Here is a 23,012-nt window from a genome sequence, read left to right as displayed (position 1 = left end):
ACCTCGATCTTTGAACCCATCGCGGAACGCTGCGGCCATTTTTTAGCATGTCGGGCTCCCGTTCCCTCACGCGGTGCTCTCTGCCTTCTCAGGGTAAAAACCAGGCATCCTTGGGCACCTCGTGCGCCTGATGAAATCCTGACAAAAACACTCTTGTAAATGCCAGCGGAGGCTTGTACCCAAATCCCGACAAAACTACTCGAAAATGAGACGTCTTCGATGCCGAACACTTCCGCTTTTACACTTGCAGTCGCCGCGCTGGCCTCTTTGACGGCTGCGGCTCAGGCTCAGACGGTGTATCCTCTGACACTTGAAAACTGTGGCCAAACCGTCACTTTCAGTCAGGCGCCGCAGAATGCAGTGGCGCTGGGTCAGAACAGCGCCGAGATCATGCTGCTTCTGGGGCTGCAAGACCGGATGGCGGCCAGCGCCTTCTGGCCAAACTCGGTTCTGCCCGAGCTGGCCGAGGCGAATGCCGAGGTCGAAGTGCTGACCGTCGAATTCCCGACACTGGAAGCCGTGCTCTCGCGCCAGCCCGATTTCGTCGCCGCGATGCTGACGACGCTGATGGGCCCGGACAGCACCGTCGCCAACCGGTCGGATTTCGAAGAGCTGGGCATTCCGACCTATCTGTCGCCAAGCGCTTGTTCCACGACGCTCAATGCTGGCGATGCCTATGGCTCGCGCGGGGAACTGTGGAGCATGGACCTGCTCTACAAGGAGATCGAGGATCTCTCGCGCATCTTTGACGTGACCGACCGTGGCGCGGCGCTGATCGAGGATTTCCGGACGCGTGAGGCAGCCTTGCGCGCGCAATTCTCTCAGACCGAGGGCCTGACCTTCCTTTTCTGGTTCTCCAGCCCCTCGCCGGCGGATGATGCCTATCTGGGCGGCGGCAATGGGCCTTCGGGTTATATCGCGGATCTGCTCGGCGGCTCGAACGCCATCCGGACCGAAGCCGATTGGCCCGCCGTCGGCTGGGAGGGCATCATGGCCGCCAATCCGACGGTGATCGTGGCGGCGCAGGTCGACCGCAACCGCTGGAATCTGGACACGGCCGAGGCCAAGATCGAGTTTCTGACCTCGGATCCCACCGTCAGCCAGATGGACGCGGTCCGCAACGGCCGGATCGTGGTGATGAGCGGGGCGGCGATGAACCCCAGCATCCGGACGCTTTACGGGGCCGAGCAGGTGGCAGAGCAGCTGCAAGCAAGCGATCAGCAGTGATGTCTTCCGATACGTCCGAGGACGGGGCCGCGCGCCTCGTCCTTTTCCTTTGCCTGTCGTTCTTGACCCTGATCCTCGCCGTCGCCGCCGCGACGGCGATCGGCGATTACAACATCGCGCTGCGCACGGTTTTCCTGTCGGTCACCAACGAACTGGGCCTGACCGGGGCCGAGATCGCCCCCATCGAACAGAGCGTCATCTGGAACCTGCGCCTGAGCCGGGCGCTGGTGGCGGCGCTTGCGGGGGCGGGCCTCGCGCTCTGCGGGGCGATCCTGCAGGCGCTTTTGCGCAACGCGCTGGCCGAACCCTTCGTGCTGGGCGTCTCGGCCGGGGCTTCGACCGGGGCGGTCTGCGTGATCGTGCTGGGGATCGGTGCGGGCAGCCTGTCGTTGTCGCTGGGCGCCTTCGCCGGGGCTTTCGCCGCCTTCGCGCTGGTGGCGCTGCTGTCGAACGGTGCGACCAGCGGGCCGAACCACACCATTCTGGCAGGGGTCGCCGCGTCGCAACTCTTCAACGCGCTGACCTCGTACATCGTCACCACGTCGGGCAATGCGCAGCAGGCGCGGGATGTGATGTTCTGGCTTCTGGGCAGCTTCGGCGGCGTGCGTTGGCCGGATTTCCAGCTTCTGCTGGGCGTCGTGATCGTCAGCCTCGCAATCTGCATCCTCATGGCAAGGTCGCTCGACGCCTTCACCTTTGGAGACGAAGATGCCGCAGCCCTCGGCGTGCCGGTGGTGCGCATCCGTCTGGTGCTGTTCGGCGTGACCGCCCTGTTGACCGCGACCATCGTCAGCATGGTCGGCGCCATCGGCTTCGTCGGTCTCGTGGTGCCGCATGCCGCGCGCTACGTCGTCGGGCCCATGCATATGCGGCTTTTGCCCGCCAGCGCCATGGTCGGCGCGGTCTTCATGGTGATCGCCGATATCGCCTCGCGCGTGATCGCCGCGCAGCAGACGGTGCCCATCGGCGTCGTCACGGCGCTGGTCGGCGTGCCCTTCTTTGCCATCATCCTCTACCGGGCGAGGCCGCAGGCATGAGCGTCATCGCGGAAAACCTGAGCTGGGGCGTGAAGCGTCGCATGATCGTGCAGGATGTCTCGCTCAGCGTCGCGCCGGGCGAGACGCTGGGCCTGATCGGCCCGAACGGATCGGGCAAATCCTCGCTGCTGCGGCTTCTGGCCGGGCTGCGCCGCCCCGCCTCGGGCCGTGTCGAGATCAACGGCCAGAACATCGCGCAGGTATCGCGCAAGGCTCTGTCGCGACAGGTCGCCTTTGTCCAGCAGAGCGCAGCGACCGACACCAATGTCACGGTGGCCGATGTGGTGCGGCTGGGCCGGACGCCACACCGCTCGGCGCTCGCAGGCTGGTCCGAGGCCGACGAGGCCGCGGTGACCCAGGCGCTTGGCCGCGTTGAAATGGCGACACGCCGAAAGCAGGCGTGGCAAACACTCTCGGGGGGCGAGCGGCAGCGGGTTCATATCGCCCGGGCGCTGGCTCAGGCACCGCAGGTCATGTTCCTCGACGAGCCGACCAACCACCTCGACATACATCACCAGATCGAGATCCTGCGCATGGTGCGCGCGCTTGATCTGACCAGCGTCATCGCGCTGCACGATCTGAACCTTGCCGCCATGTTCTGCGACCGGATCGTGGTGCTCGACGCAGGGGCCGTTCGCGCCTGCGGCACGCCCGAAGAGGTGTTGACACAAAAGATCCTGCGCGACGTGTTCCGCGTCACCGCCCATGTCAGCGGATCGCCCGAGAACGGCCGGCCCCATATCCGGTTCAGCCCTCAATGAATCGCGCAGGATCAAAGGCGCCTCCAGCCGTCGTAACGCGCGCACCGGAGGCAAGTGAAACGCTCGGCATCACCTTGCGTATCCTGTCGACGCTGGCCTTTGCCCTGATGGGGGTCTGCGTCAAGGCGCTCGGCGACACTGTACCCCTGGGGCAGTTGGTGTTCTTCCGGTCGGCTGTCGCGCTGCTGCCTTTGGTGGTGTTCCTGTGGTGGCGTGGCGACTGGCCGCGGGGGCTTGTGACCTCTCGGCCCTTTGGTCATATCGGGCGCTGCCTGATGGGCGCGGTGGCCATGTTCACGTCCTTCGCGACGATCCGCCTGTTGCCGCTCGCCGAAGCGACCATGCTGTCCTACTTGTCACCGGTCATGCTCGCGGTGCTGGGCTGGGTTCTTCTCAGGGAGCAACTGAGCGCGCGGCGGATCGGTGGCGTGGCGCTCGGCCTCGCTGGCGCGGCCGTTTTCTTCCTGCCAGCCTCAGCCGGTGTGTTGCCGGATGCGGGCGGGTTGGGGGTGGCGCTTGGCCTTTTGACGGCTGTCCTGACGGCAGGCGCGCTGATCCAGGTGCGCCGGCTGACGCTGCTGGGTGAAGGCGCCGGGGCCATTGCGTTCTGGTTTGCCATCGTGTCCGCCCTTTGCGGCCTCGCCACCCTTCCGTGGGGATGGGTCTGGCCAGGTGCCGCAGGCCTGACCCTGTTGATCGCAACCGGCCTCGCGGGCGGGCTCGCCCATATCTTGATGACGCTGTCCTTCAGCCACGCGGACGCTTCTGCACTGGCGCCGTTCGAATACCTGTCGGTTCTCTGGGCCGTTGCTCTGGGGTTTATCGTCTTCGCCGAAGTGCCCGGTTTGGCCTTTCTTGTGGCGGGGCCTCTGATTCTTGTCGGCGCTATCGTCGCGCGGTCCGGCAGGCCACGATAAGCGCATACCGAAGGCAATTCGGGCGCTGCGGAAGCTAAAGCGACAGGTTTCCAGACGATCCGACATCGCGAACGGGTCAGAGATTGCGGGATGACAGGGAGGCAGGTCAGAACTGCTCCCGGCGTAAGCCGCGTCGCGGCCATCAATGCCCTGAGGGGCGCTGCTTGAAGCCAGTCGACCTCTGCGCGTCCGATTGAACGCTCGGGAGCACCCTCAATGAACGCAGTTCCACCGCCGGACAGCGCCAAGGTGCCCACGCAAAGGGGACGCGCGGCACCTTGCGGGTGACGGATCGATGCTAGGTATCTCTTTGTGAATACAGGGAAATATGGTGCTGTGAGAGAGGATTGAACTCTCGACCTCTCCCTTACCAAGGGAGTGCTCTACCACTGAGCTACCACAGCATCTTGTTTCCAGTCCTTAACCTCAGGTACGATCCCAAGGCAAGAGCGATCTGGAAGAACCACTCTCTTTTCAGTCTGTTAGCGACGCTTTCGTCCGGGTCTCGAGCAGTGCTCTGGCACCCGGTTTTTGCAACGTCGCCACGGGCGGCTGATTAGACGCAAAGCGCGCGCCGCGCAAGCCCATCTGGACGGTTTTTTCATCACAGGGTAAGACAAGCGTCATGACCAAGCAAACCGACACCGATCCCTCGCAACCCGCACCGCTTGCGGCCGCAGCGCGCAAGGTGCAATCGGTCAAAGGCACCAAGGGCGATCCGAGCAAGGAAGCCCGGGTCAAGGCCGCGCTCAAGGCCAATATCGCAAGGCGCAAGGCACAGTCCCGCGCCCGCAACGAAGGTGAGACAGACGTATGAGCGACGCGACATTTGAAGACGGGGCGCAAAAGCCCCTGCGCCTGATTGCGCGCGACAGCGCCGATCTGCGCATCCTCTCGGCACTGGCACAGGATGCCGTCCTGACCGGCAGCGATCTGCGCTATGCCAAAAACCGGCGGCGATTCTCGCTGCTGTTGAACCGGTTCCGCTGGGAAGACGAATCACAAGCGCGCTCGGCCGGACGCCAGTTCGAGCGGGTACGCGCAGTGCTCGACTTTGGCGATGTGACAGCGGTCGCGCATCAGGGCCTGTCGCGCGAAGAGGACACCGTGCTGTCCCTGCTCTCGATCGACTTTACCCCCGACGCCGATACGGCTGAGGGCGAACCCGCCGGCCCCGGCCGCGTCGTGTTGACCTTCGCGGGCGACGGCGCTCTGGCACTGACGGTAGAATGCCTCGAGGTCGAGCTGAGTGACGTCACCCGGCCCTATGTCGCCCCCTCGCGGCAGGCCCCCAGGCACCCCGAATGAACCACGGCGCGGGGCGCGACGCTGCGCCCGCTTGCCCCGCGCGGCGTGATCCCCTATCCCGACCCGGACGCAGGAGACCCGCCATGCCCCAGATCCTTAGCAGCACCGACGCCGATTTCGAGGCCCGCTTCACCGCCCTTCTGGGCATGAAGCGCGAAGACAGCCCCGATGTGGATGCCACCGTGGCGGCCATCATCGCCGATGTCCGCACACGCGGCGATGCGGCGGTGATCGAGCTGACGGCAAAATTCGACAAGCTGGAGCTGACGCCCGAAACACTGGCCTTCTCCCCGGCCGAGATCGACGCCTATTGCGCGCAGGTCACGCCAAAGGACCGTGCAGCACTCGAACTCGCCGCCGAACGCATCCGCGCCTATCACGCGCGCCAGAAGCCCGACGATGCGCGCTGGACCGATGCCACGGGCGCCGAGCTGGGTTGGCGCTGGTCGGCGGTCTCGGCGGCCGGGCTCTATGTGCCCGGCGGACAGGCGAGCTATCCGTCCTCGGTGCTGATGAACGCGATCCCGGCCAAGGTGGCGGGGGTTGAACGCCTCGCCATCGCCTGCCCCACCCCGGGCGGTGCGGTGAACCCGCTGGTCATTCTGGCGGCGAAGATCTCGGGCGTCGATGTGATCTACCGCATCGGTGGCGCACAGGCGATTGCAGCGCTGGCCTATGGCACCGACAGCATCGCGCCGGTTGACAAGATCACCGGGCCGGGGAACGCCTATGTGGCGGCGGCCAAACGGCGGGTCTTCGGGCGCGTCGGCATCGACATGATCGCCGGACCCAGCGAAATTCTGGTGATCGGTGATGGCACGGGCGATCCCGACTGGATCGCACTGGACCTGCTCAGTCAGGCCGAGCACGATCAGGTCGCGCAATCGATCCTGATTACCACCTCGCAGGCCGAGGCCGACGCGGTGATCGCAGCCGTCGAGGCACATCTGCAGGTGCTCGAACGGCGCGAGATCGCTGGTGCCAGCTGGCGCGACTACGGCGCTGTGGTGGTGGTCGAGACGCTGGCGCAGGCGGCGGCGCTCTCCAACCGCGTCGCGCCGGAACACCTGGAGCTTTGCGTCGACGATCCCGACGCGCTCTTGCCCGCGATCCAGCACGCCGGAGCAATCTTCCTCGGCCACTGGACGCCCGAGGCCATTGGCGACTATGTCGGCGGCCCGAACCACGTCCTGCCTACTGCCCGTTCGGCGCGGTTTTCGTCAGGGCTATCGGTGCTCGACTTCATGAAGCGCACCACGCTGGCCCGCATGACCCCCGACGCCCTGCGCGCCATCGGTCCGGCGGCAGAAACGCTGGCGATCAGCGAAAGTCTGCAAGCCCACGGCCTGAGCGTCCGCGCGCGCCTGAACAAACTGAACGACTGACCCCGACCGGCAGGAAGGCGTGACCCCCGGGAGGGTTTTCCACCCTCCCGGACCCTCCCGGAGGATATTTTCAGACAGAAAATGCGGCGTGGTTAACAAAACCCTAACGCCCAACTTTATGCTCTAAATATCCTCGGGGAGTGAATTCGGCTATAGCCGAAGAGGGGGCTGAAGGCCCCCTGCCTTCAGGTCTGGCCAAACAGACGTTCGAGCACTTTCAGCCCCGCGTCCACGGTTGCGCGTTCCTCTGCGCTGAGCGGGGCCAACATGGCCTCGGTCGCGGCCTCCATTTCCGGGCGGATGTGGTTAAAGGCGCGTTTGCCTTTCAGCGTCAGCGCCGCATGCGATACCCGCCGGTCCAGGGGATCGGTCTGGCGCGTGACCCAGCCGCGCTGCTCCAGCGCTGCCAGCGCACGACTGACCTTGGTCTTGTGCGCCGGCACCCGTTCACACAGCGCGCTGGCGGTGAGCGAAGGGGCCTCGGCCAGATTGACCAGCACACGCCACTCAGGCCGGGTCAGATCATGGCGGCGGCGATAGATTTCGCGGGTCTTTTCCGAAGTCAACTCAGCCAGAAGATTCAGCCTGTAGGGTAAGTATCCCTTCAAAAACATAGCACTGACCTTCCCCGTTGATAGTTACATTTTCAACCAATATCCTGCCCAAAGATGATTCGCATAGACAAGAAACAAAGAGAGAGACACCCATGAGCAAGGCCTTTGCCTCTGCCGGCGACATGGCGGAAAAAGCGATTTCCTTCACGCAAGTGGGTGAGGGCCTCTATGCCTTCACCGCTGAGGGCGATCCCAACTCGGGCGTCATCATCGGCGACGAGTCGGTGATGGTGATCGAAGCGCAGGCCACGCCGCGTCTGGCGCGCAAGGTGGTGGAATGCATCCGCTCGGTCACCGACAAGCCGATCAGCCACCTCGTGCTGACCCACTACCACGCCGTCCGCGTGCTCGGTGCCTCAGCCTACGGCGCGCCCGAGATCATCATGTCCGACACCGCCCGCGCCATGGTGGTCGAGCGCGGTCAGGAAGACTGGGACAGCGAATTCGGCCGCTTCCCGCGCCTGTTTCAGGGCCATGAGGAAATCCCCGGCCTGACCTGGCCGACCACCACGTTCAGCGACTCGATGACCGTCTATCTGGGCAACCGGAAGGTCGAGATCCTGACCCCCGGCCGCGCCCACACGGCGGGCGACGCCGTCGTCTGGGTGCCCGACGCGGGCGTGATGTTCACCGGAGATATCGTCGAATACCACTCGGCCTGCTATTGCGGGGACGGGCATTTTGCCGACTGGGGCAATACGCTGGACGCCATCGCCGCCTATGACCCGATCGCCATCGCGCCGGGTCGGGGCGATGCGCTGGTTGGCCGCGAGATGGTCGCGAGCGCCTTGGCCAACACCCGCGATTTCGTCGAGAGCACCTACCGCCCAGTGCAGCGCGTCGCGGCGCGCGGCGGCTCGCTGAAAGAGGCCTGGGACGCGGTGCGCGCCGAATGCGACCCCAAGTTCAAGGATTACGCGATCTACGAGCATTGCCTGCCCTTCAACGTCGGCCGCGCCTATGACGAGGCCCGCGGCATCGACACCCCCCGCATCTGGACCGCCGAGCGCGATCAGCAGATGTGGAAAGACCTGCAGGGCTGACCCCGTGCGCGACCCGTTCCTGACCATGGCCCTGAACAATGCCTGGGCGAACGCAACGCTCTATGCGTCGCTCAAGGACGTGCCGGACGAGGCGTTCGCCGCCCCGAGACCGGGGTTCTTTCCCTCGCTCAAGGCGACGCTGAATCACATCTGGCTGGTCGATCTGTACTATATCGACGCGCTGGAAAAGGGCGGGCTGGGGAGGTCGGTCTTTGACACACAGGAAGCGGGCAGCGTTGCCACCCTGGCATCGGCGCAGGCGGCGGCGGATATGCGACTGGCAAGCTTTTGCCAGTCGCTGACCCCGGCGATGCTGGACGCCCCGCGCGTCACCGACCGGCCCGAGGGCCCGGTGACCGAGCGCGTCGGCCCGCTGCTGCTGCATCTTTTCCAGCACCAGATCCACCACCGGGGTCAGGCGCATACGATGATCGGCGACGCAGGCATTGCACCGCCGCAACTGGATGATTTCCATCTCGACTATGGCCGCGTGCCCAGCGCGCAGGCTTATTTCGGCTAAGCCCGGAGGACCCCCAATGACCGCCCCGCAAAAGATCTTCGAGATCCCGCTCTACCCCTATGCCCGCAGTGCCGATCAGGACGCCGCGACCCCAGCGCGCCATACCGTTGTGGTGATCGGGGCCGGGCCGGTGGGACTGGGTGTCGCGCTTGATCTGGCGCAGCAAGGGGTCGAGGTGCTGGTGCTTGACGACAATGACAAGGTCAGCTTTGGCAGCCGGGCGATCTGCTTCGCCAAGCGCCCGCTCGAGATTCTGGACCGGCTGGGCTGTGGTCGCCCGCTGGTCGACAAGGGCGTGGTATGGAACCTTGGCAAAGTGTTCTTCGACGACCGGCAAGTGTACGAATTCAACCTGTTGCCCGAGGATGGCCACCGTTTTCCGGCCTTTATCAACCTGCAACAGTACTATTTCGAGGAAGCGCTGGTTAAACGCGCGACCGAGATGCAGGCCGAGGGTGCGCCCGTCAGCCTGCGCGGGCGCAATCGTCTGACATCGGTAGATCAAAAGGCCGACCATGTCGTCCTGACCATCGACACGCCTGAAGGCCCTTACACGATCACTGCCGACTGGCTGATCGCCTGCGACGGTGCGGGCTCGCCGGTGCGGCAGATGCTGGGGCTCGATTTCGTCGGCAAGGTGTTCGAGGACAATTTCCTGATCGCCGATGTGGTGATGGACGCCCCCTTCCCCACCGAACGCTGGTTCTGGTTCGACCCGCCCTTCAACCGGGGTCAGTCGGCGCTGCTGCACAAGCAGCCCGACAACGTCTGGCGCATCGATTTTCAGCTGGGCTGGGACATCGACCGCGACAAGGAACTGCGGCCTGAAAACATCGACACCCGCCTACGCGCCATGCTGGGTGACGAGATCCAGTACTCGCTGGAATGGTCGTCGATCTACACCTTCCAGTGCCGCCGGATGGAGCGCTTCGTGCACGACCGGGTGATCTTTGCCGGGGATTCGGCGCATCAGGTTTCGCCCTTTGGCGCGCGGGGGGCGAATTCTGGTGTGCAGGACATCGACAATCTGGCATGGAAACTGAAGCTGGTGCTGGACGGCACGGCGGATGAGCGCCTGCTGCACAGCTACGACGTCGAGCGCGTGCACGGGGCCAAGGAGAACATCCTCAACTCCACCCGCTCGACCGACTTCATCACGCCGAAATCCGAAACCAGCCGGTTGTTCCGCGATGCCGTTCTGGATCTGGCCGAGACGCAGGATTTCGCCCGGCCCTTCGTCAACTCAGGGCGGCTGTCGGTGCCGTGCACCTATGACGGCTCTCCGCTCAACACGCCGGATGCGCTGCCGCAGGGGCCTGCCCGGTCGCGCCCCGGCTCACCCTGTCTGGACCTGCCGCTGGGCGACGGGTTCCTGCTTGACCGGCTCGGGGCGCGAGGCGCGCCGGGCTTCCAGATCCTGGCGATTGATGCCGAGGTGCCGACGGGTTTCACCGCGCAGGGGCTGCCCTGCGAGATCATCGCGCTGAACACCCAGACCGCCCCCGGCCTGACCGCCCGCTATCTGGGTGACGTCAAATCGGCGGTCTACCTGATCCGCCCTGACCAGCATGTCGCCGCCCGGTGGGAGACCTGGGACGCAAGCGCCGTGGACGCGGCTTTGAGCCGCGCCCTTGGCAAGGAGGCCTGAACCATGACCATGCTGAACACGACCCGCAACACGCCGCGCGCCGATGACGTCTACCAGATGCTGATCGACGCGCATGAGGGCAAGACCAAGGCCGAAAGCGATGCTTTCAACGCCCGGCTGATCCTGACGCTGATCAACCATATCGGTGACGCCGACGTGATCGCCCAGGCCCTGAAGGTCGCGGAAGGGTAAGGCAGGCGGCGGCGGGCATTGAGCCCGCCGCCGCCTGCGCGGGTTGCCACCCGCACCCGCTCGGGAGGATTTTCCATCCTCCCGAACCCTCCTGGAGGATATTTTCAGACAGAAAATGGGCGGGGTTAAGCTTTTGTTAAGGCGCCCGCTTTGCGTGGAAAGTTTCCATGCGGGTGAATTCCGCTGTGCCAACGAGGGGCACAGAGCCCCCCTGCCCCGTCCCAACCACAATGAAGGGTCAGAGCGCGTGCTGTGCCAGCGCCTCGTAGGCCGGGAGCGCCGCCTCCGCCAATCGGGCATATTCGGGCGGCAGATCGGGCAGCGGCCCCTCGGCTGCGTCGAAGCCGGTGGAGTCGTGCACCGCGTGATACCAATGCGCGGCCCAGACGCCGTCATAGGGCTTGCTTCCCTTGGACCAGTAAAGCATCCGCTCGGTCCACGGGATCTGAAGCGCCGCGCAAAGCGCGCTCAACTTCTCGCGGGGAGCCGCGCGCAAGGCGGTAGAATCGAGCACCGGTGGTGTCTCGCCCGTCGTCTGGATCAGCCGCTCGAACAGCGCGCGCTGCTGGGGGAAGCCCAGATCCTCAAGCACCGGTGCCTCGCGTTTACGCACGTACGAGGCAACCACCCGCGCCGGGTGCCTGATCAGGAACGCGTGCCGGCACCGCGTCATCCAGTCCAGCGGAATGCCGGGAACCATGTGATGCGTCATATGCTTTTGATACCAGATCGGCGCAGCACCGGGGGCGTCCCCGGTGACCACGACCTTTTCCGGGTCTTGCTGCTGGCTGGCCAGAATCTGTGCGCGCATCGGGTGCTCCAGCCCGGTGAGGGCCAGATAAGCGGCGTAGAACGGCTCATCGCTGACGGCACAATCGCCGCGCGCCGCAAAGGCATACATCATCGCTGTCGACAGGTTACGCGGCCCCGACCACATGGCGATCCGCACGGTCATCGGGCGGACTTTCTATTCGACAGCATGCGGCGCTCCTGACGCTGGGATCCGCGCAAAATGCCTGTTCGCCCTTCGCACCGCAAGAGCGACCCGTCGCTGCCGCTCCCGCGCCCCTGAGCCGCGTCCTCTAGCGCTGCTTTTCTGCCGCTTTCGCCGCATCCCAGAGCAGATCCATTTCCGCCAGATCGCTGTCCCTGGGGCTGCGCCCCTGCGCGGCAAGCGCGGCCTCGATCGACCGAAACCGGCGGGTGAATTTGGCGTTCGCGGCCCGCAGGGCCGCTTCGGGGTCGATATCCAGATGCCGGGCCAGATTGGCCATGACAAAGAGCAGATCGCCGTATTCCTCGAACTGGTCTTCGGGCGCGGCCTCGGTCAACTCGCGCGCCTCTTCGGCGATCTTGTCGACCACCTGCCCGACCTCAGGCCAGTCAAACCCCACCCGCGCCGCACGGTTCTGCAGCTTGATCGCCCGCGTGAGCCCGGCGTGCCCCACCGGCACGTCATCGAGCACCCCGGTTTGCGCCTTGGCCGCCCGCTCGCGCATCTTGCGGGCTTCCCAGGCCTCGGTCTGCGCTTCGGCCGAGTCGATCTGTTCGTCGCCAAACACATGCGGATGGCGGGCGATCATCTTGTCGGCGATGCCCCGCAGCACATCGTCCAGCGTGAAATGCCCGGCTTCCTCGGCCATTTGCGCATGATATACCGACTGGAAAAGCAGATCGCCCAACTCGCCCTTCAGTCCGTCCCAGTCCTGCCGCTCGATGGCATCGGCGACTTCATAGGCCTCTTCGATGGTATAGGGTGCGATCGAGGCGAAATCCTGTTCCAGATCCCACGGACAGCCGCCAACCGGCGCGCGCAGCCGCGCCATGATATGCGCCAGCCGCGGCAAGCCGCCGTCGGGGTCATTCAGGATTGAGTCGTTCCCACCAAGATCGTCGGCCATTGCGCCCACCCGGTTAATTGCCGATGGTCGGTATATCCCAAAGCCCGGCCCCGGAGTCCACCATGCCCGTCCTCAACCGCATCGCCGATTACGCCCCGCAGATGACCGAATGGCGCAGATATCTGCACCAGCACCCCGAAACGCGCTTTGACTGCGAAGCGACAGCGGGGTTCATCGCCCAACGCTTGAGGGACTTCGGCATCACCGAGATCCATGAGGGAATCGCCCAATCCGGCATCGTGGCGATCATCGAGGGGCAAGGCGACGGGCCGACCATCGGTCTGCGCGCCGATATCGACGCGCTGCCGATCACCGAGGAGACGGGGCTGCCGCATGCCTCGACCGTGCCGGGCAAGATGCACGCCTGCGGGCATGACGGGCACACCACCATGCTGCTGGGGGCGGCGCGGTATCTGGCGGAGACACGGAATTTCGCCGGGCGCGTGGCGCTTATTTTCCAGCCGGCCGAGGAATGGGGCGGCGGGGCCGAGGTCATGGTGCAAGAGGGCATCATGGAGCGCTTCGGTATCGCCCAGGTCTATGCGCTGCACAACGCACCGGGCGTGGCGCTGGGACGGTTCGAGGGCCGGGCGGGGCCGCTGATGGCGGCCGTGGATACGCTGACGGTGACGGTCACCGGGCGCGGCGGGCATGGTGCGCATCCCGAAGAAACTGTCGATCCGGTTGCAGCACTCGTGCAGATGGTGAGCGCCCTGCAAACCATCGTCAGCCGCAACCGCAAGGGCACCGACGCGCTGGTGATCAGCGTCACGCAGATCCACACCGGCAGCGCCGATAACATCATCCCGGAATCCGGCTGGTTCTGTGCCACGGTGCGGACCTATGACAAGGCCGTACAGGACATGGTCGAACGCCGCTGCAGCGAGATCGTGCAGGGCGTGGCAGCAGCGATGGGTGTGAGCGCCGAGATCACATTCCAACGCGGCTATCCGGCCACCGTCAACCATGAGCGCGAGTTCAACGTAGCGCTTTCAGTCGCAGCCGAGATCGGTTCGGAAGCGGGCGACTGCGAACCGGTGATGGGCGCAGAGGATTTCTCGTTCATGCTTGAAAGCCGCCCAGGCGCCTATCTGTTCCTCGGGCAAGGCGACAGCGCCGGGCTGCACCATCCGAAATACGACTTCAACGACGCTGTCGCCCCGGTCGGTGCCAGCTTCTTCGCCCGGCTGGTCGAGCGCACGCAACCCCGGTTCTAGCCGTTGGGGGGCTGCCGCCCCCCAAACCCCCTGCCCAAAGGGGACGCACGCGCCCCCTTTGGAAACCCCCGTGGATATTTTCAGACAGATGATGGAGCGTGGTTAACGAACCCTTATCATCTGTCCTTAAATATCCTGGGGGGTGAATGCGGCGTCAGCCGCAGAGGGGGGCAAGGCCCCCCTGCCCGGTCGCCCGAGGGCGCGGCGGCGACAGCCGTCTCGGCCAAGGGCGAAACCCCCTGTCACCCCATCAGGCGTTCGGTCGCCCGGCGGGTATCGCGTGCCAAAGCCTCGGTGTCGAGCGTCAGCATATGGCCGTCTCGCACAACCTGCCGTCCCTCGACCAGCAGGTGCCGCACCCGGTGTGGGCCGCAGAGAACCAGTGCGGCGACCGGATCCCACGAGCCCGCGGCCGGCAGGGTACGCAGGTCCCAGATCGCCAGATCGGCGCGCTTGCCGGGTTCGAGCGAACCCAGAACATCCGCCCGCCCCAGTACCGTCGCGCCGCCCAGCGTGACGATCTCCAGCGCCTCGCGGGCGTTCATCGCGTCCGCGCCGCGCGCGACGCGTTGCATCAGCATCGCCTGCCGCGCCTCGCCGATCAGGTCGCCCGCGTCGTTCGAGGCCGAGCCGTCCACCCCCAGCCCCACCCTGACGCCTGCGTCTCGCATCGGCCGCACGGGCGCGATGCCTGAGCCGAGGCGGCAATTCGAACAGGGGCAATGCGCCACCCCGGTCAGGCTGCGCGCAAACAGTTGGATCTCGCTCTCATCCAGCTTGACGCAATGCGCGTGCCAGACGTCGGGGCCGGTCCAGCCCAGATCCTCGGCGTATTGTCCCGGGCGGCAGCCGAATTGCGACAGGGAATAGGCGATATCCTCGTCATTCTCGGCCAGATGGGTGTGCAGCATCACGCCCTTGTCGCGCGCCAGCAGCGCTGCGTCGCGCATCAGCTCCCGCGAGACAGAGAAGGGTGAACATGGTGCCAGCCCGACGCGGGTCATGGCATTGGGGCTGGTGTCGTGGAAAGCGTCCACGACGCGGATGCTGTCTTCAAGGATCGCGCGTTCGTCCTCGACCACAGAATCCGGTGGCAGCCCGCCCTTGAATTCGCCAATCGACATCGCGCCGCGCGTGGCGTGGAACCGCAGCCCGGTTTCGCGTGCCGCGTGGATCGTGTCGTCAAGCCGCGACCCGTTGGGGAAGAGGTAGAGGTGATCGGACGACATCGTGCAGCCGCTCAGCGCCAGTTCGGCGAGGCCCAGCTGGGTGGAAACATGCATATCTTCGGGCGTGTAACGCGCCCATATCGGGTAGAGCGTTTTCAGCCAGCCAAACAGCAGCGCGTCCTGTCCGCCGGGCACCGCGCGGGTCAGCGTCTGGTAGAGGTGGTGGTGGGTATTCACCAGACCCGGCGTCACCACGCAGCCGGCGGCGTCGATCACCTCGGCCCCCGGCGCCGTCAGGCCGCTGCCGACGGCGGCAATCGCGCCGTCCTCGATCAGAACCGACGCGCCTGCCAGTTCGCGGCGGGTGGCGTCCATGGTGACAACGACATCGGCATTGCGGATCAGGGTCTGAGTCATGGTACGCTCCTGAAAACGGCGCGGGCCCGAAGGCCCGCGCGAAACTCAACGCCCGTGGCCAGCCATCCCGCCCGAGATTTCCTCGGTCGCGGTGGCGCCCAGCGGGCTGGGCAGCAGCAGGTTCAGCGTCACCGCGATAGCAGCGGCAGGCAGCAGGCCCGAGGTCAGGAGGATCTGCAGCGTGCGCGGCAGGTGTTGCAGCGCCGAGGGTTCCAGCTGCAGGCCAAGGCTGACCGACAGGGCGACGGCGAAGATCACCATGTTGCGCCGGTTCCAGTCGACATCGGCCAGCATCGAGATGCCCGAGGCGCAGACCATGCCGAACATGACGATCACGCCGCCGCCCAGCACGTTGATCGGCACGGTGTTGATGAAGGCACCCACCTTGGGCACCAGCCCGCACAGGATCAGGAACAGCGCCCCGAAGGTCACGACATGGCGGCTCATCACGCCGGTGATGGCGATCAATCCGACGTTCTGGCTGAACGAGGTGTTGGGCAAGCCGCCGAACATCCCACCGACCGCCGTGCCCAGACCATCAGCGAAGGTCGCGCCCTTGATCTCGGTATCGGTGGCCTCGCGCCCCGCGCCGCCCTTGGTGATGCCCGAGGTATCGCCCACGGTCTCGATGGCCGAGACCACGGCCATGAAGCACATGCCCAGCACGATCGCCCAGTCAAAGCTGAAGCCGAAGTGGAAGGGCGTCGGCACCATGAACCAGTCGGCACGGTCGAGCGAGACGAAGCTGACCTGCCCCATCGCCAGCGCGACCAGATAGCCGCAGATGATGCCGATCAGCACCGAGGCAACCGAGGCAAAGCCATCGGTGAAGAACTTGATGCCCAAGGTCACAAACACGACGACCAGCGCCGGGGTCCATTTGGCGAGCGAGCCGAAGGCCTCGGTTCCCATCAGCGGCACACCACCGGCGGCGTACTGGATGCCGACCTTGACGAGCGACAGGCCGATCATCAGCACGATCAGCCCGGTGACCAGCGGCGGCAGGGCGAAGCGGATCTTGCCGATGATAAAGCCAAGGCAGAAGTGGAACATGCCGCCGATCAGAACGCCCGTCATCAGGCCCGACAGACCGGCAGTGCCCAAGCCCGCCACAGCGGGGATCATGATCGGGATAAAGGCGAAGGAGGTGCCCTGCACGATGGGCAGACGCGCACCGACCGGGCCGAGGCCAATGGTCTGAAACAGCGTGGCGATACCGGCGAAGAGCATCGACATCTGGATCATATAGGTCATGTCCGGAAACCCGAGCGCCCCCTGATCCGAGCCGAAGCCGATCCCTGCAGCGCCACAGACGATGATGGCCGGGGTGACGTTGGCGACGAACATGGCGAGCACATGCTGGATGCCGAGCGGCACGGCCATGCCGAGCGGCGGCGTGTAATTCGGGTCTGCCAGTTGCTCTGGCGTTCCAATCGAAGACTTGGCCATTCGTGTTCCTTTCCCTGGGGGTTTTTGTTTGTTTATTCGCGCCGTCTCCGCGTCCTCCCCCAAGGCAGCGGTCCGGTTAGAGGCCCGGGTTGACCCGGATCTTTATGACTGCGGCCCCCTTTAGGGGGGCCGGGGTTTTAGCGCCCGGTGACGGTGTAGGGTGCGTCGAACCAGTGTTCCTGCAGGTTGGCCGTGGTGCCGATCCGGTCGACCACGGCGAAGAACCCGGGCGCGGCGAGCGGCGTCAGCACGCCGTGCCAGGTGCCCCGGTGCAGATTGATCGCCTGCGCGCCGTCGGTGACAAAGGCCAGCGGGGTGCCGGGCACGCCGCCCTCATCGGGGGCGACGATGACCAGAAACGGGTGCTGGTGCATCGGAATGAAGGCCTGCGAGCCTTCGGGGTGACGCTCGACCATCTCAAGCCGGTAGGGCAACTCGCGGGGTTCGGCGTTGAACAGCGAGATCCCCGCCCGGCCCTGCGGCCCGAAATCGAGCGTCGCGCGGTCGTGGTGACGACCGCACAGGCCCTGATTGATAATCTTGTCCGGTGTGCCCGTCACGTCGAGCACGTCGCCGAAAGGGGCGAAGGCGGCGGCGGTGAGGAGTTGGCTTGGGATCGTGCGCGTCATGTCGGGCGTCTCAAAAGTTGAGAGGCCGGGGGTTTCACACCCCCGGACCCCCGTGGGATATTTTCGGACAGATGATCAGGCTGCGTTTGCACCCTACCTGCCAGCCCAGGGGCCGCGCAGGCGGGGGTGGCGGTTGACGTCCTTGTAGAGCAGGTAGCGGAACGGGCCGGGGCCGCCGGCGTAGCAGGCCTGTGGGCAAAAGGCGCGCAGCCAGAGGAAATCGCCGGCCTCGACCTCGACCCAGTCGCGGTTGAGTTTGTAGACCGCCTTGCCTTCGAGCACGTAGATGCCGTGTTCCATGACATGCGTTTCCTCAAACGGGATCACGCCGCCGGGCTGGAAGGTCACCAGATTGACGTGCATGTCGTGGCGCAGGTCTTGCGGCTCGACGAAACGGGTCGTGGCCCAGTCGCCCTTGGTACCGGGCATCGCGGCGGGCGAATGGTGCTGTTCGTTGGTGATGATGGCGTCAGGCACGGCGAGGCCCGGCGCGGGCTCATAGAGCTTGCGCACCCAGACGACGGTTGCCTCCATGCGCTGCGGGTTGTGCAGGCGCCAGTTGGCACCGGGGGGCAGATAGACATAGCCGCCCGGCGCCAGCGCATGCTCGCGCCCGTCGAGGGTAAGGACGGGGCGGCCATCGGTGACGAAGAGCACCGATTCCACGCCGTCGTCCGGTTCGGGCGTGTCCGAGCCGCCCTCGGGGTCGATCCGCAGGACGTATTGCGAGAAGGTTTCGGCAAAGCCCGACAGCGGGCGGGCCAGTACCCAGACATGGGTCTTGTCCCAGCCCGGAAGGTAGCTGGTGACGATGTCACGCTGCACGCCGCGCGGAATAACCGCGTAGCTTTCGGTAAACACGGCGCGGCCGGTGTGCAGCGCGGTTTGCGGCGGCAGGCCATCGGCGGGCAGGCCATAGGTGCTCATGGGAGGAGATCTTTCAGGCGGATCTGCGCGATACGCTCGACCTGACGGCAGGCCGTGGCGAATTCGGTGGCAGTGTCGTTGGCGATACGGGTGTGGAAAGCGTCGGTGATGCTGGCTTTGGTGTTGTCGCGCACGGCGATGATGAAGGGAAAGCCGTGCTTGGCGACGTACTCGGTGTTGAGGCGCTGGAACTCGGAGCGCTCGTCATCGGTCAGCGCATCGAGGCCCGCTGACGACTGCTCGTGGGTCGATTCCGCCGTGAGCCGCTTGGCCTGCGCCAGCTTGCCCGCCAGATCGGGGTGGGCGTTGAGCACGCCAAGGCGCTCGGCCTCGCTGGCGCTGCGGAACATGCGGGCGAGCGCGTTGTGCAGGCCAAGCGCCGTGTCATGCGCCGGGCCCAGTTCGAGCTGGTACGCCCGTTCGGCGATCCACGGCGAATGCTCGAAGATCGAGCCATAGGCGGCGACAAAGCTGTCGCGGTCCATCTGGCTAGGCCGCGTATAGCGCTGATGCGGGTGGTTGGCCGCCCAGAATTCGGCGATCTGGCTGCGGGTAGCGAACCACGCGCCGCCCTGCTGCGCCACATGATCGAGAAAGCGCAACAGCCCGGCCAGCTTGCCCGGACGCCCGATCAGGCGGCAGTGCAGGCCGATGGAGAACATGCGCCCGCCCTCGGCATGCAGCGTGTCGAAGCTGTCGATCAGGTACTGGCCGAAATCCTGCCCCGTCACCCAACCCGGCGACGTGGCAAAGCGCATGTCGTTGGCTTCCAGCGTGTAGGGGATGACCAGCTGGTCGCGCTCGCCCGCCTCAAGCCAGTAGGGCAGATCGTCGTCATAGGTGTCGGAAATCCAGTCCAGCGTTCCCGTCTCGGCGGTCAGCCGCACGGTGTTCACGCTGCAGCGCCCGGTGTACCAGCCGCGCGGCGGGGTTCCGACGACTTCGGTATGCAGGCGGATCGCTTCGGCGATCTGGGCGCGTTCCTCGGCTTCGGGCATGTCCTTATGCTCGACCCATTTCAGGCCATGGCTGGCGATGTCCCAGCCCGCGTCGATCATCGCTGCGACCTGTTCGGGCGAGCGGGCCAGCGCCGAAGCGACGCCGTAGATGGTCAGCGGCAAGCCGCGCTCGGTGAACAGCTTGTGCAGCCGCCAGAACCCGGCGCGGGCGCCGTAGTCATAGATCGACTCCATGTTCCAGTGCCGCTGACCGGGCCAGGGCGCGGCCCCGGCGATGTCGGACAGAAAGGCCTCGGACTGGCCATCGCCATGCAGGACGTTGTTTTCACCGCCCTCTTCATAGTTCAGCACCAAAGAGATCGCGACGCGCGCGCCACCGGGCCAAACGACCTGGGGAGCGCGGGGGCCATAGCCGATCATGTTGCGGGGGTAGCGGGGAGCGTCGGTCACGGGAGCGATCCTTCAAAGGCAGTCTTATTGTCAAGGTAGACGAAAAAATCGGCGGGTTTATCAATTTCTGCCTGAAAGACCTTTGCGCTTGCAGCATACTGGTCATTGCGCGCCGCACAGGCAAAATAGGCAAGACTTTGAACAGGAGAGCGTCATGGCCGGATATCTGACCACGCATGTATTGGACACGGCGCGCGGGGTGCCGGCTGAGGGCATCAAGATCGCGCTTTACAGCGTCAGCGGCAATTCCCACCGCAAGATCGCCGAGACGGTCACCAACGCGGACGGGCGCACGGACAGCCCGATCCTGCCGGAGAAGGCGTTCAAGACCGGCACTTATGAGCTGGTGTTCTTTGTCGGGGATTACCTGACTGCCACGGGTCAGGCCGGCGACGCACCGCTGTTTCTGGACCAGATACCGATCCGCTTCGGCATGAGCGACGCGCAGGCCCACTACCATGTGCCCCTGCTGCTGTCGGCCTACGGGTATTCCACCTATCGCGGCAGCTGAGCGCTCAGGCTGCCCAGGACGGCAGGCGCTGCCACGCGCCGTCATGGCGCTGGAAGTCGTCCACCACAACCGGCTCGAACCCGGTGCGCCCCGCGCGGTGGATCGTCACCTGCGCGTGGTCGGCGCTCAGGTCGAGCAGACTGAACCCGTTCGCCTCCCCGCGCCGCCGGGTGCTGAGCGCGGTCCCGGCCTGCACAAACAGCACGCCGGGGGCGTCGCGGAACGGGCCGGAATAGCTGACATGCACATGACCTGAGAGCACGACCTGAACCCCGGCCTCGGTCAGCGTGGCCAGCGTGTCTTTCGCCCCGTGCATCAGGGGATCGACGCTGAGGGCCGCGTGTTCCAGCGGGTGGTGCATCACCAGCACACGGCTGCGGTCTTCGGCGGTTGCGAAGGTCTCGCTCAACTTGGCGCGCTGCGCGTCGGACACGTAGCCACGCTTCCACTGCCAGCGGTCGGCGGTGTTGATCCCTGCTGCCAGCGTATCGGCATTCTGCCAGACCGGCGCCATCTCGGGCCCCGCCGCGCGGTGATAACGCCGGTAAGGGCCGAAGACGCGCAGCAGCGGGTTCCAATGCGGCAGATCGTGGTTGCCGGGCACGCAAAGCAGCGGCCCCGGTACACGGTCCAGAAACGCCTTGGCCAGCCGGAACTGGCCGGGCGTGCCGCGATGCGCCAGATCGCCGGACACGACGATCAGATCAGCGCGCGCGGCCTCGACGGCTGCGAGCAGAGGGTCGATCAGGTCAGGCTCGTGCGCACCGAAATGCAGGTCCGAAAGATGTACTATCCGGGTCATGCGGCCACTTGATCGGCATCATCGGGCACGATGATGCTGAGCGATTGCTCGTGAATCTTGAAGTTGAGGGGTGCGGACATGCGTCGTTTTTCTCCGTCATAGGCGACATGCGGGCGACGATGCGCGGTGTCGATCCGCATCTCGCGGGCGGCGATCAGGTCGATGTCGCGCCCGGCCTGCATGGTTCCCGTCGCCAGCCTGAGCGCCAGATTGACCAGATGGGTTCGCGTACCGCCCCTGGCGACATAGACCGCGAACTGGTCATCGTGAATGGCATCGGCCCCGTCGAGGCCGAAATATGCCAGTTGATAGGCCGAACGTGCGACAAAGATCAACGGCGTACGCACATGCCGGATCTGGCCATCGTCGGCCTGCATCGTCAATTTATAGGGCCGCTGGAAGCGGATCAAAGTGCGCAACAGCGACCAGTTAGCCATCAGCCGCGAACGGCCCCAGCGCCGGTAAATGTCTTCGCGCGCTCGCAGCACGGCGGGGTACAGGCCGATCGAGGCGTTGTTGAGAAACACCTGACCGTTGACCGAGCCGACTGAAATGTTGTGCCGTTTGCCGTTCAGGATCGCCCGTGCGGCTTCTTCGGGGTCTTGGGGCAAACCCAGCCCACGGGCGAAATAGTTGAAGGTGCCAAGCGGCAGCACGCCCATGCTCACCCCGGCTTCATCGCCGTCCTGACGCAGATCATCGCCCAGCAGTGCTTGCGCGACGCCGGTAACCGTGCCATCGCCGCCCGCGGCGACAATGATGCGATAGCCGTCGGCGATGGCGCGCTGGACCTCGTCCTGAAGCCCGTTGTCGTCGGTCCACCGACGCAGCTGCGCCTCGACCCCCAGCACGGCCATGGCCCGCTCGATGGCCTGCGCATCACGGCTGTTTCGCCCCGATTTCGGATTGGCGATAACGCAGATGTCGCTACTCTGGATCGGTCGCCGTATCGCTCGCTGTGCGGTCATCACCGCTCCCTTGCGTGGGGTCTGGCAGCACCAGCCCCTGAACCTGAGCGGCCATATCCGAGCGAATGCGCCCGACGATGAAATCCGCGAATAACCGCACCTTTGGATCGCGCAGCCGCCGGTGCGGGGTCAGCAGGCTCAACGAGACGGACAGCGGCGGCGTGGCCTGCGCCACCGGAACCAGCGCGCCCGACCTGAGATAAGCGCCGACCTCGAACAGGGGTTTCAACACGATCCCGTGACCTGACAAGGCCCAGTCGGTCAGCACGTCGCCGTCATCGGATTCGTAGGGGCCGGAAATGTCGTATTTCTGCACACCTTGGGGCGTTTGCAGCGCCCATTGGAACTCTTTTGCCCCGGGATAGCGCAGATTAAGACAATCGTGCCGCTCGCGGATCAGCGTCGCGCCATCCGCCGGATTGCCCCGGCGCTCGATATACGCAGGCGCGGCGCAGAGCACGCGCGGGCACTCCGCGATCACCCGCATCTTGAGCGCGCTGTCCTCCAGCCGGCCCAGATGCAGCACGGCGTCCAGCCCCTCGGCGGTGACGTCGATGATCCGGTCCGACAGGCGCAGGCGCAGGTCGATCTGCGGATAGGCGGCCTTGAAGGCGGGCACGAACGGTCCGACGAACCGCCGACCCACGCCCAAAGGCGCGCCGACGAACAACACGCCGCGCGGGTTCTGCGTGGCATCGGCGACGGCGGATTCCGCGTCCTGAATGGCTTGCAGGATACCCAGCGCGCCCTCGTAAAAGATGCGGCCGTTTTCGGTCGGTTGCAATTTGCGCGTGGTGCGGTTGAACAGCCGCACGCCCAGATGTTTTTCCAACTCGCTGATCCGCCCTGACGCCACAGCGGGCGAGGTGCGCTGATCCCGGGCAGCGGCCGACATGCTGCCCAATTCATAGACACGCACGAACATCCGGACCATGTTGACATAGGACATTTTCAGGCCCCG

24 protein-coding genes and 1 tRNA gene are annotated in these 23,012 nt (G+C 65.4%); 13 read left to right on the top strand and 12 right to left on the bottom strand.

All coding sequences use genetic code 11. The annotated features are described in order from the left end of the window. Positions 1-219 precede the first annotated feature (219 nt). The 4 genes from EAE28_RS08265 (at position 220) to EAE28_RS08250 (ending at position 3,942) form a co-directional block, all read left to right on the top strand. Entirely contained in the window at positions 220-1,227 is a 1,008-nt protein-coding gene (locus EAE28_RS08265) for an ABC transporter substrate-binding protein (RefSeq protein ID WP_127105382.1), read from the top strand. Further along, positions 1,227-2,264 carry a FecCD family ABC transporter permease gene (locus tag EAE28_RS08260; protein WP_127105381.1) on the top strand — a complete coding sequence of 346 codons (1,038 nt, stop codon included), beginning with the start codon at positions 1,227-1,229 and terminating at the stop codon, positions 2,262-2,264. Before EAE28_RS08265 ends, EAE28_RS08260 begins: the two co-directional genes overlap by 1 nt. Continuing rightward, positions 2,261-3,025, top strand: a complete 765-nt coding sequence (locus EAE28_RS08255; RefSeq protein WP_127105380.1) for an ABC transporter ATP-binding protein — start codon at positions 2,261-2,263, stop codon at positions 3,023-3,025. Before EAE28_RS08260 ends, EAE28_RS08255 begins: the two co-directional genes overlap by 4 nt. A 74-nt stretch (positions 3,026-3,099) precedes the next feature. Next, positions 3,100-3,942: a DMT family transporter gene (locus tag EAE28_RS08250; RefSeq protein ID WP_246022311.1), complete on the top strand. Its 843-nt coding sequence runs from the start codon at positions 3,100-3,102 to the stop codon at positions 3,940-3,942. A 329-nt stretch (positions 3,943-4,271) separates the two neighbouring features. Here EAE28_RS08250 and EAE28_RS08245 read toward each other — a convergent pair. Continuing rightward, positions 4,272-4,346: transfer RNA gene (locus EAE28_RS08245), tRNA-Thr, on the bottom strand. Between the two features lie 221 nt (positions 4,347-4,567). Here EAE28_RS08245 and EAE28_RS08240 point away from each other — a divergent pair. From EAE28_RS08240 to hisD, 3 genes are all read left to right on the top strand, one after another. Next, on the top strand, positions 4,568-4,759 hold the full coding sequence (locus tag EAE28_RS08240) for a hypothetical protein (protein ID WP_127105378.1): 192 nt from the start codon (positions 4,568-4,570) through the stop codon (positions 4,757-4,759). Then, on the top strand, positions 4,756-5,250 hold the full coding sequence (locus EAE28_RS08235) for a DUF2948 family protein (protein WP_127105377.1): 495 nt from the start codon (positions 4,756-4,758) through the stop codon (positions 5,248-5,250). The genes EAE28_RS08240 and EAE28_RS08235 overlap by 4 nt, the downstream gene beginning before the upstream one ends. A gap of 83 nt (positions 5,251-5,333) precedes the next feature. Further along, positions 5,334-6,635, top strand: coding sequence for a histidinol dehydrogenase (hisD, locus tag EAE28_RS08230; RefSeq protein WP_127105376.1), 1,302 nt, complete (start codon positions 5,334-5,336; stop codon positions 6,633-6,635). A gap of 185 nt (positions 6,636-6,820) precedes the next feature. Here the strand turns inward: hisD and EAE28_RS08225 are convergent, their stop codons facing one another. Next, a complete protein-coding gene (locus tag EAE28_RS08225) occupies positions 6,821-7,249 on the bottom strand; it encodes a MarR family winged helix-turn-helix transcriptional regulator (RefSeq protein ID WP_127105375.1) in 429 nt (142 codons plus the stop codon). A gap of 92 nt (positions 7,250-7,341) precedes the next feature. Between EAE28_RS08225 and EAE28_RS08220 the strand changes: the two genes are divergently transcribed. From EAE28_RS08220 to EAE28_RS08205, 4 genes are read left to right on the top strand one after another with little or no spacing between them, the layout of a single operon-like run. Next, positions 7,342-8,292, top strand: coding sequence for an MBL fold metallo-hydrolase (locus EAE28_RS08220; RefSeq protein ID WP_127105374.1), 951 nt, complete (start codon positions 7,342-7,344; stop codon positions 8,290-8,292). A 4-nt stretch (positions 8,293-8,296) separates the two neighbouring features. After that, positions 8,297-8,812 (top strand): DinB family protein, encoded by a 516-nt coding sequence (locus EAE28_RS08215; protein WP_246022310.1) that lies wholly within the window; start codon positions 8,297-8,299, stop codon positions 8,810-8,812. Between the two features lie 16 nt (positions 8,813-8,828). After that, entirely contained in the window at positions 8,829-10,460 is a 1,632-nt protein-coding gene (locus EAE28_RS08210; protein ID WP_127105373.1) for an FAD-dependent oxidoreductase, read from the top strand. A 3-nt stretch (positions 10,461-10,463) separates the two neighbouring features. Then, positions 10,464-10,652: a DUF2783 domain-containing protein gene (locus EAE28_RS08205; protein ID WP_127105372.1), complete on the top strand. Its 189-nt coding sequence runs from the start codon at positions 10,464-10,466 to the stop codon at positions 10,650-10,652. A 238-nt stretch (positions 10,653-10,890) separates the two neighbouring features. Here EAE28_RS08205 and EAE28_RS08200 read toward each other — a convergent pair whose 3' ends face one another. Beyond that, positions 10,891-11,601 (bottom strand): sulfotransferase-like domain-containing protein, encoded by a 711-nt coding sequence (locus EAE28_RS08200; protein WP_127105968.1) that lies wholly within the window; start codon positions 11,599-11,601, stop codon positions 10,891-10,893. 133 nt (positions 11,602-11,734) lie between these two features. Next, positions 11,735-12,553: a nucleoside triphosphate pyrophosphohydrolase gene (mazG, locus tag EAE28_RS08195; RefSeq protein WP_127105371.1), complete on the bottom strand. Its 819-nt coding sequence runs from the start codon at positions 12,551-12,553 to the stop codon at positions 11,735-11,737. Positions 12,554-12,615: 62 nt separating this feature from the next. Here mazG and EAE28_RS08190 point away from each other — a divergent pair, with 62 nt between their 5' ends. Continuing rightward, positions 12,616-13,770, top strand: coding sequence for a M20 aminoacylase family protein (locus EAE28_RS08190; RefSeq protein WP_127105370.1), 1,155 nt, complete (start codon positions 12,616-12,618; stop codon positions 13,768-13,770). Between the two features lie 242 nt (positions 13,771-14,012). On the opposite strand, the gene EAE28_RS08185 is transcribed toward EAE28_RS08190, so the two are convergent. The 5 genes from EAE28_RS08185 to puuE all read right to left on the bottom strand — a co-directional run bounded on the left by EAE28_RS08185 (position 14,013) and on the right by puuE (position 19,740). Then, on the bottom strand, positions 14,013-15,356 hold the full coding sequence (locus tag EAE28_RS08185; protein ID WP_127105369.1) for an 8-oxoguanine deaminase: 1,344 nt from the start codon (positions 15,354-15,356) through the stop codon (positions 14,013-14,015). A 45-nt stretch (positions 15,357-15,401) separates the two neighbouring features. Next, positions 15,402-16,805: a uracil-xanthine permease family protein gene (locus EAE28_RS08180; protein WP_127105368.1), complete on the bottom strand. Its 1,404-nt coding sequence runs from the start codon at positions 16,803-16,805 to the stop codon at positions 15,402-15,404. Positions 16,806-16,942: 137 nt separating this feature from the next. Further along, complete coding sequence (locus EAE28_RS08175) at positions 16,943-17,434, bottom strand: ureidoglycolate lyase (protein WP_127105367.1); 492 nt, start codon at positions 17,432-17,434, stop codon at positions 16,943-16,945. Positions 17,435-17,527: 93 nt separating this feature from the next. Then, complete coding sequence (locus tag EAE28_RS08170) at positions 17,528-18,361, bottom strand: bifunctional allantoicase/(S)-ureidoglycine aminohydrolase (protein ID WP_127105366.1); 834 nt, start codon at positions 18,359-18,361, stop codon at positions 17,528-17,530. Next, the gene (gene puuE / locus EAE28_RS08165; protein WP_127105966.1) at positions 18,358-19,740 is read right to left on the bottom strand and encodes an allantoinase PuuE; all 1,383 of its coding nucleotides are present in this window, start codon (positions 19,738-19,740) and stop codon (positions 18,358-18,360) included. Before puuE ends, EAE28_RS08170 begins: the two co-directional genes overlap by 4 nt. Before the next feature lie 184 nt (positions 19,741-19,924). Here puuE and uraH point away from each other — a divergent pair, with 184 nt between their 5' ends. Then, positions 19,925-20,281, top strand: a complete 357-nt coding sequence (gene uraH / locus EAE28_RS08160; RefSeq protein ID WP_127105365.1) for a hydroxyisourate hydrolase — start codon at positions 19,925-19,927, stop codon at positions 20,279-20,281. Positions 20,282-20,285: 4 nt separating this feature from the next. Here uraH and EAE28_RS08155 read toward each other — a convergent pair whose 3' ends face one another. The 3 genes from EAE28_RS08155 to EAE28_RS08145 are packed head-to-tail and all read right to left on the bottom strand — an operon-like array spanning position 20,286 to position 23,000. Beyond that, positions 20,286-21,083, bottom strand: coding sequence for a metallophosphoesterase family protein (locus EAE28_RS08155; protein ID WP_127105364.1), 798 nt, complete (start codon positions 21,081-21,083; stop codon positions 20,286-20,288). Continuing rightward, positions 21,080-22,051 carry a diacylglycerol/lipid kinase family protein gene (locus EAE28_RS08150; RefSeq protein ID WP_127105363.1) on the bottom strand — a complete coding sequence of 324 codons (972 nt, stop codon included), beginning with the start codon at positions 22,049-22,051 and terminating at the stop codon, positions 21,080-21,082. The genes EAE28_RS08155 and EAE28_RS08150 overlap by 4 nt, the downstream gene beginning before the upstream one ends. Continuing rightward, entirely contained in the window at positions 22,011-23,000 is a 990-nt protein-coding gene (locus EAE28_RS08145) for a LysR family transcriptional regulator (RefSeq protein WP_127105362.1), read from the bottom strand. Before EAE28_RS08145 ends, EAE28_RS08150 begins: the two co-directional genes overlap by 41 nt. Positions 23,001-23,012: the final 12 nt, after the last annotated feature.

This window comes from Pararhodobacter zhoushanensis, from assembly GCF_003990445.1.
Taxonomy (GTDB): domain Bacteria; phylum Pseudomonadota; class Alphaproteobacteria; order Rhodobacterales; family Rhodobacteraceae; genus Pararhodobacter; species Pararhodobacter zhoushanensis.
This window is presented reverse-complemented; position numbering and strand designations above follow the sequence as displayed.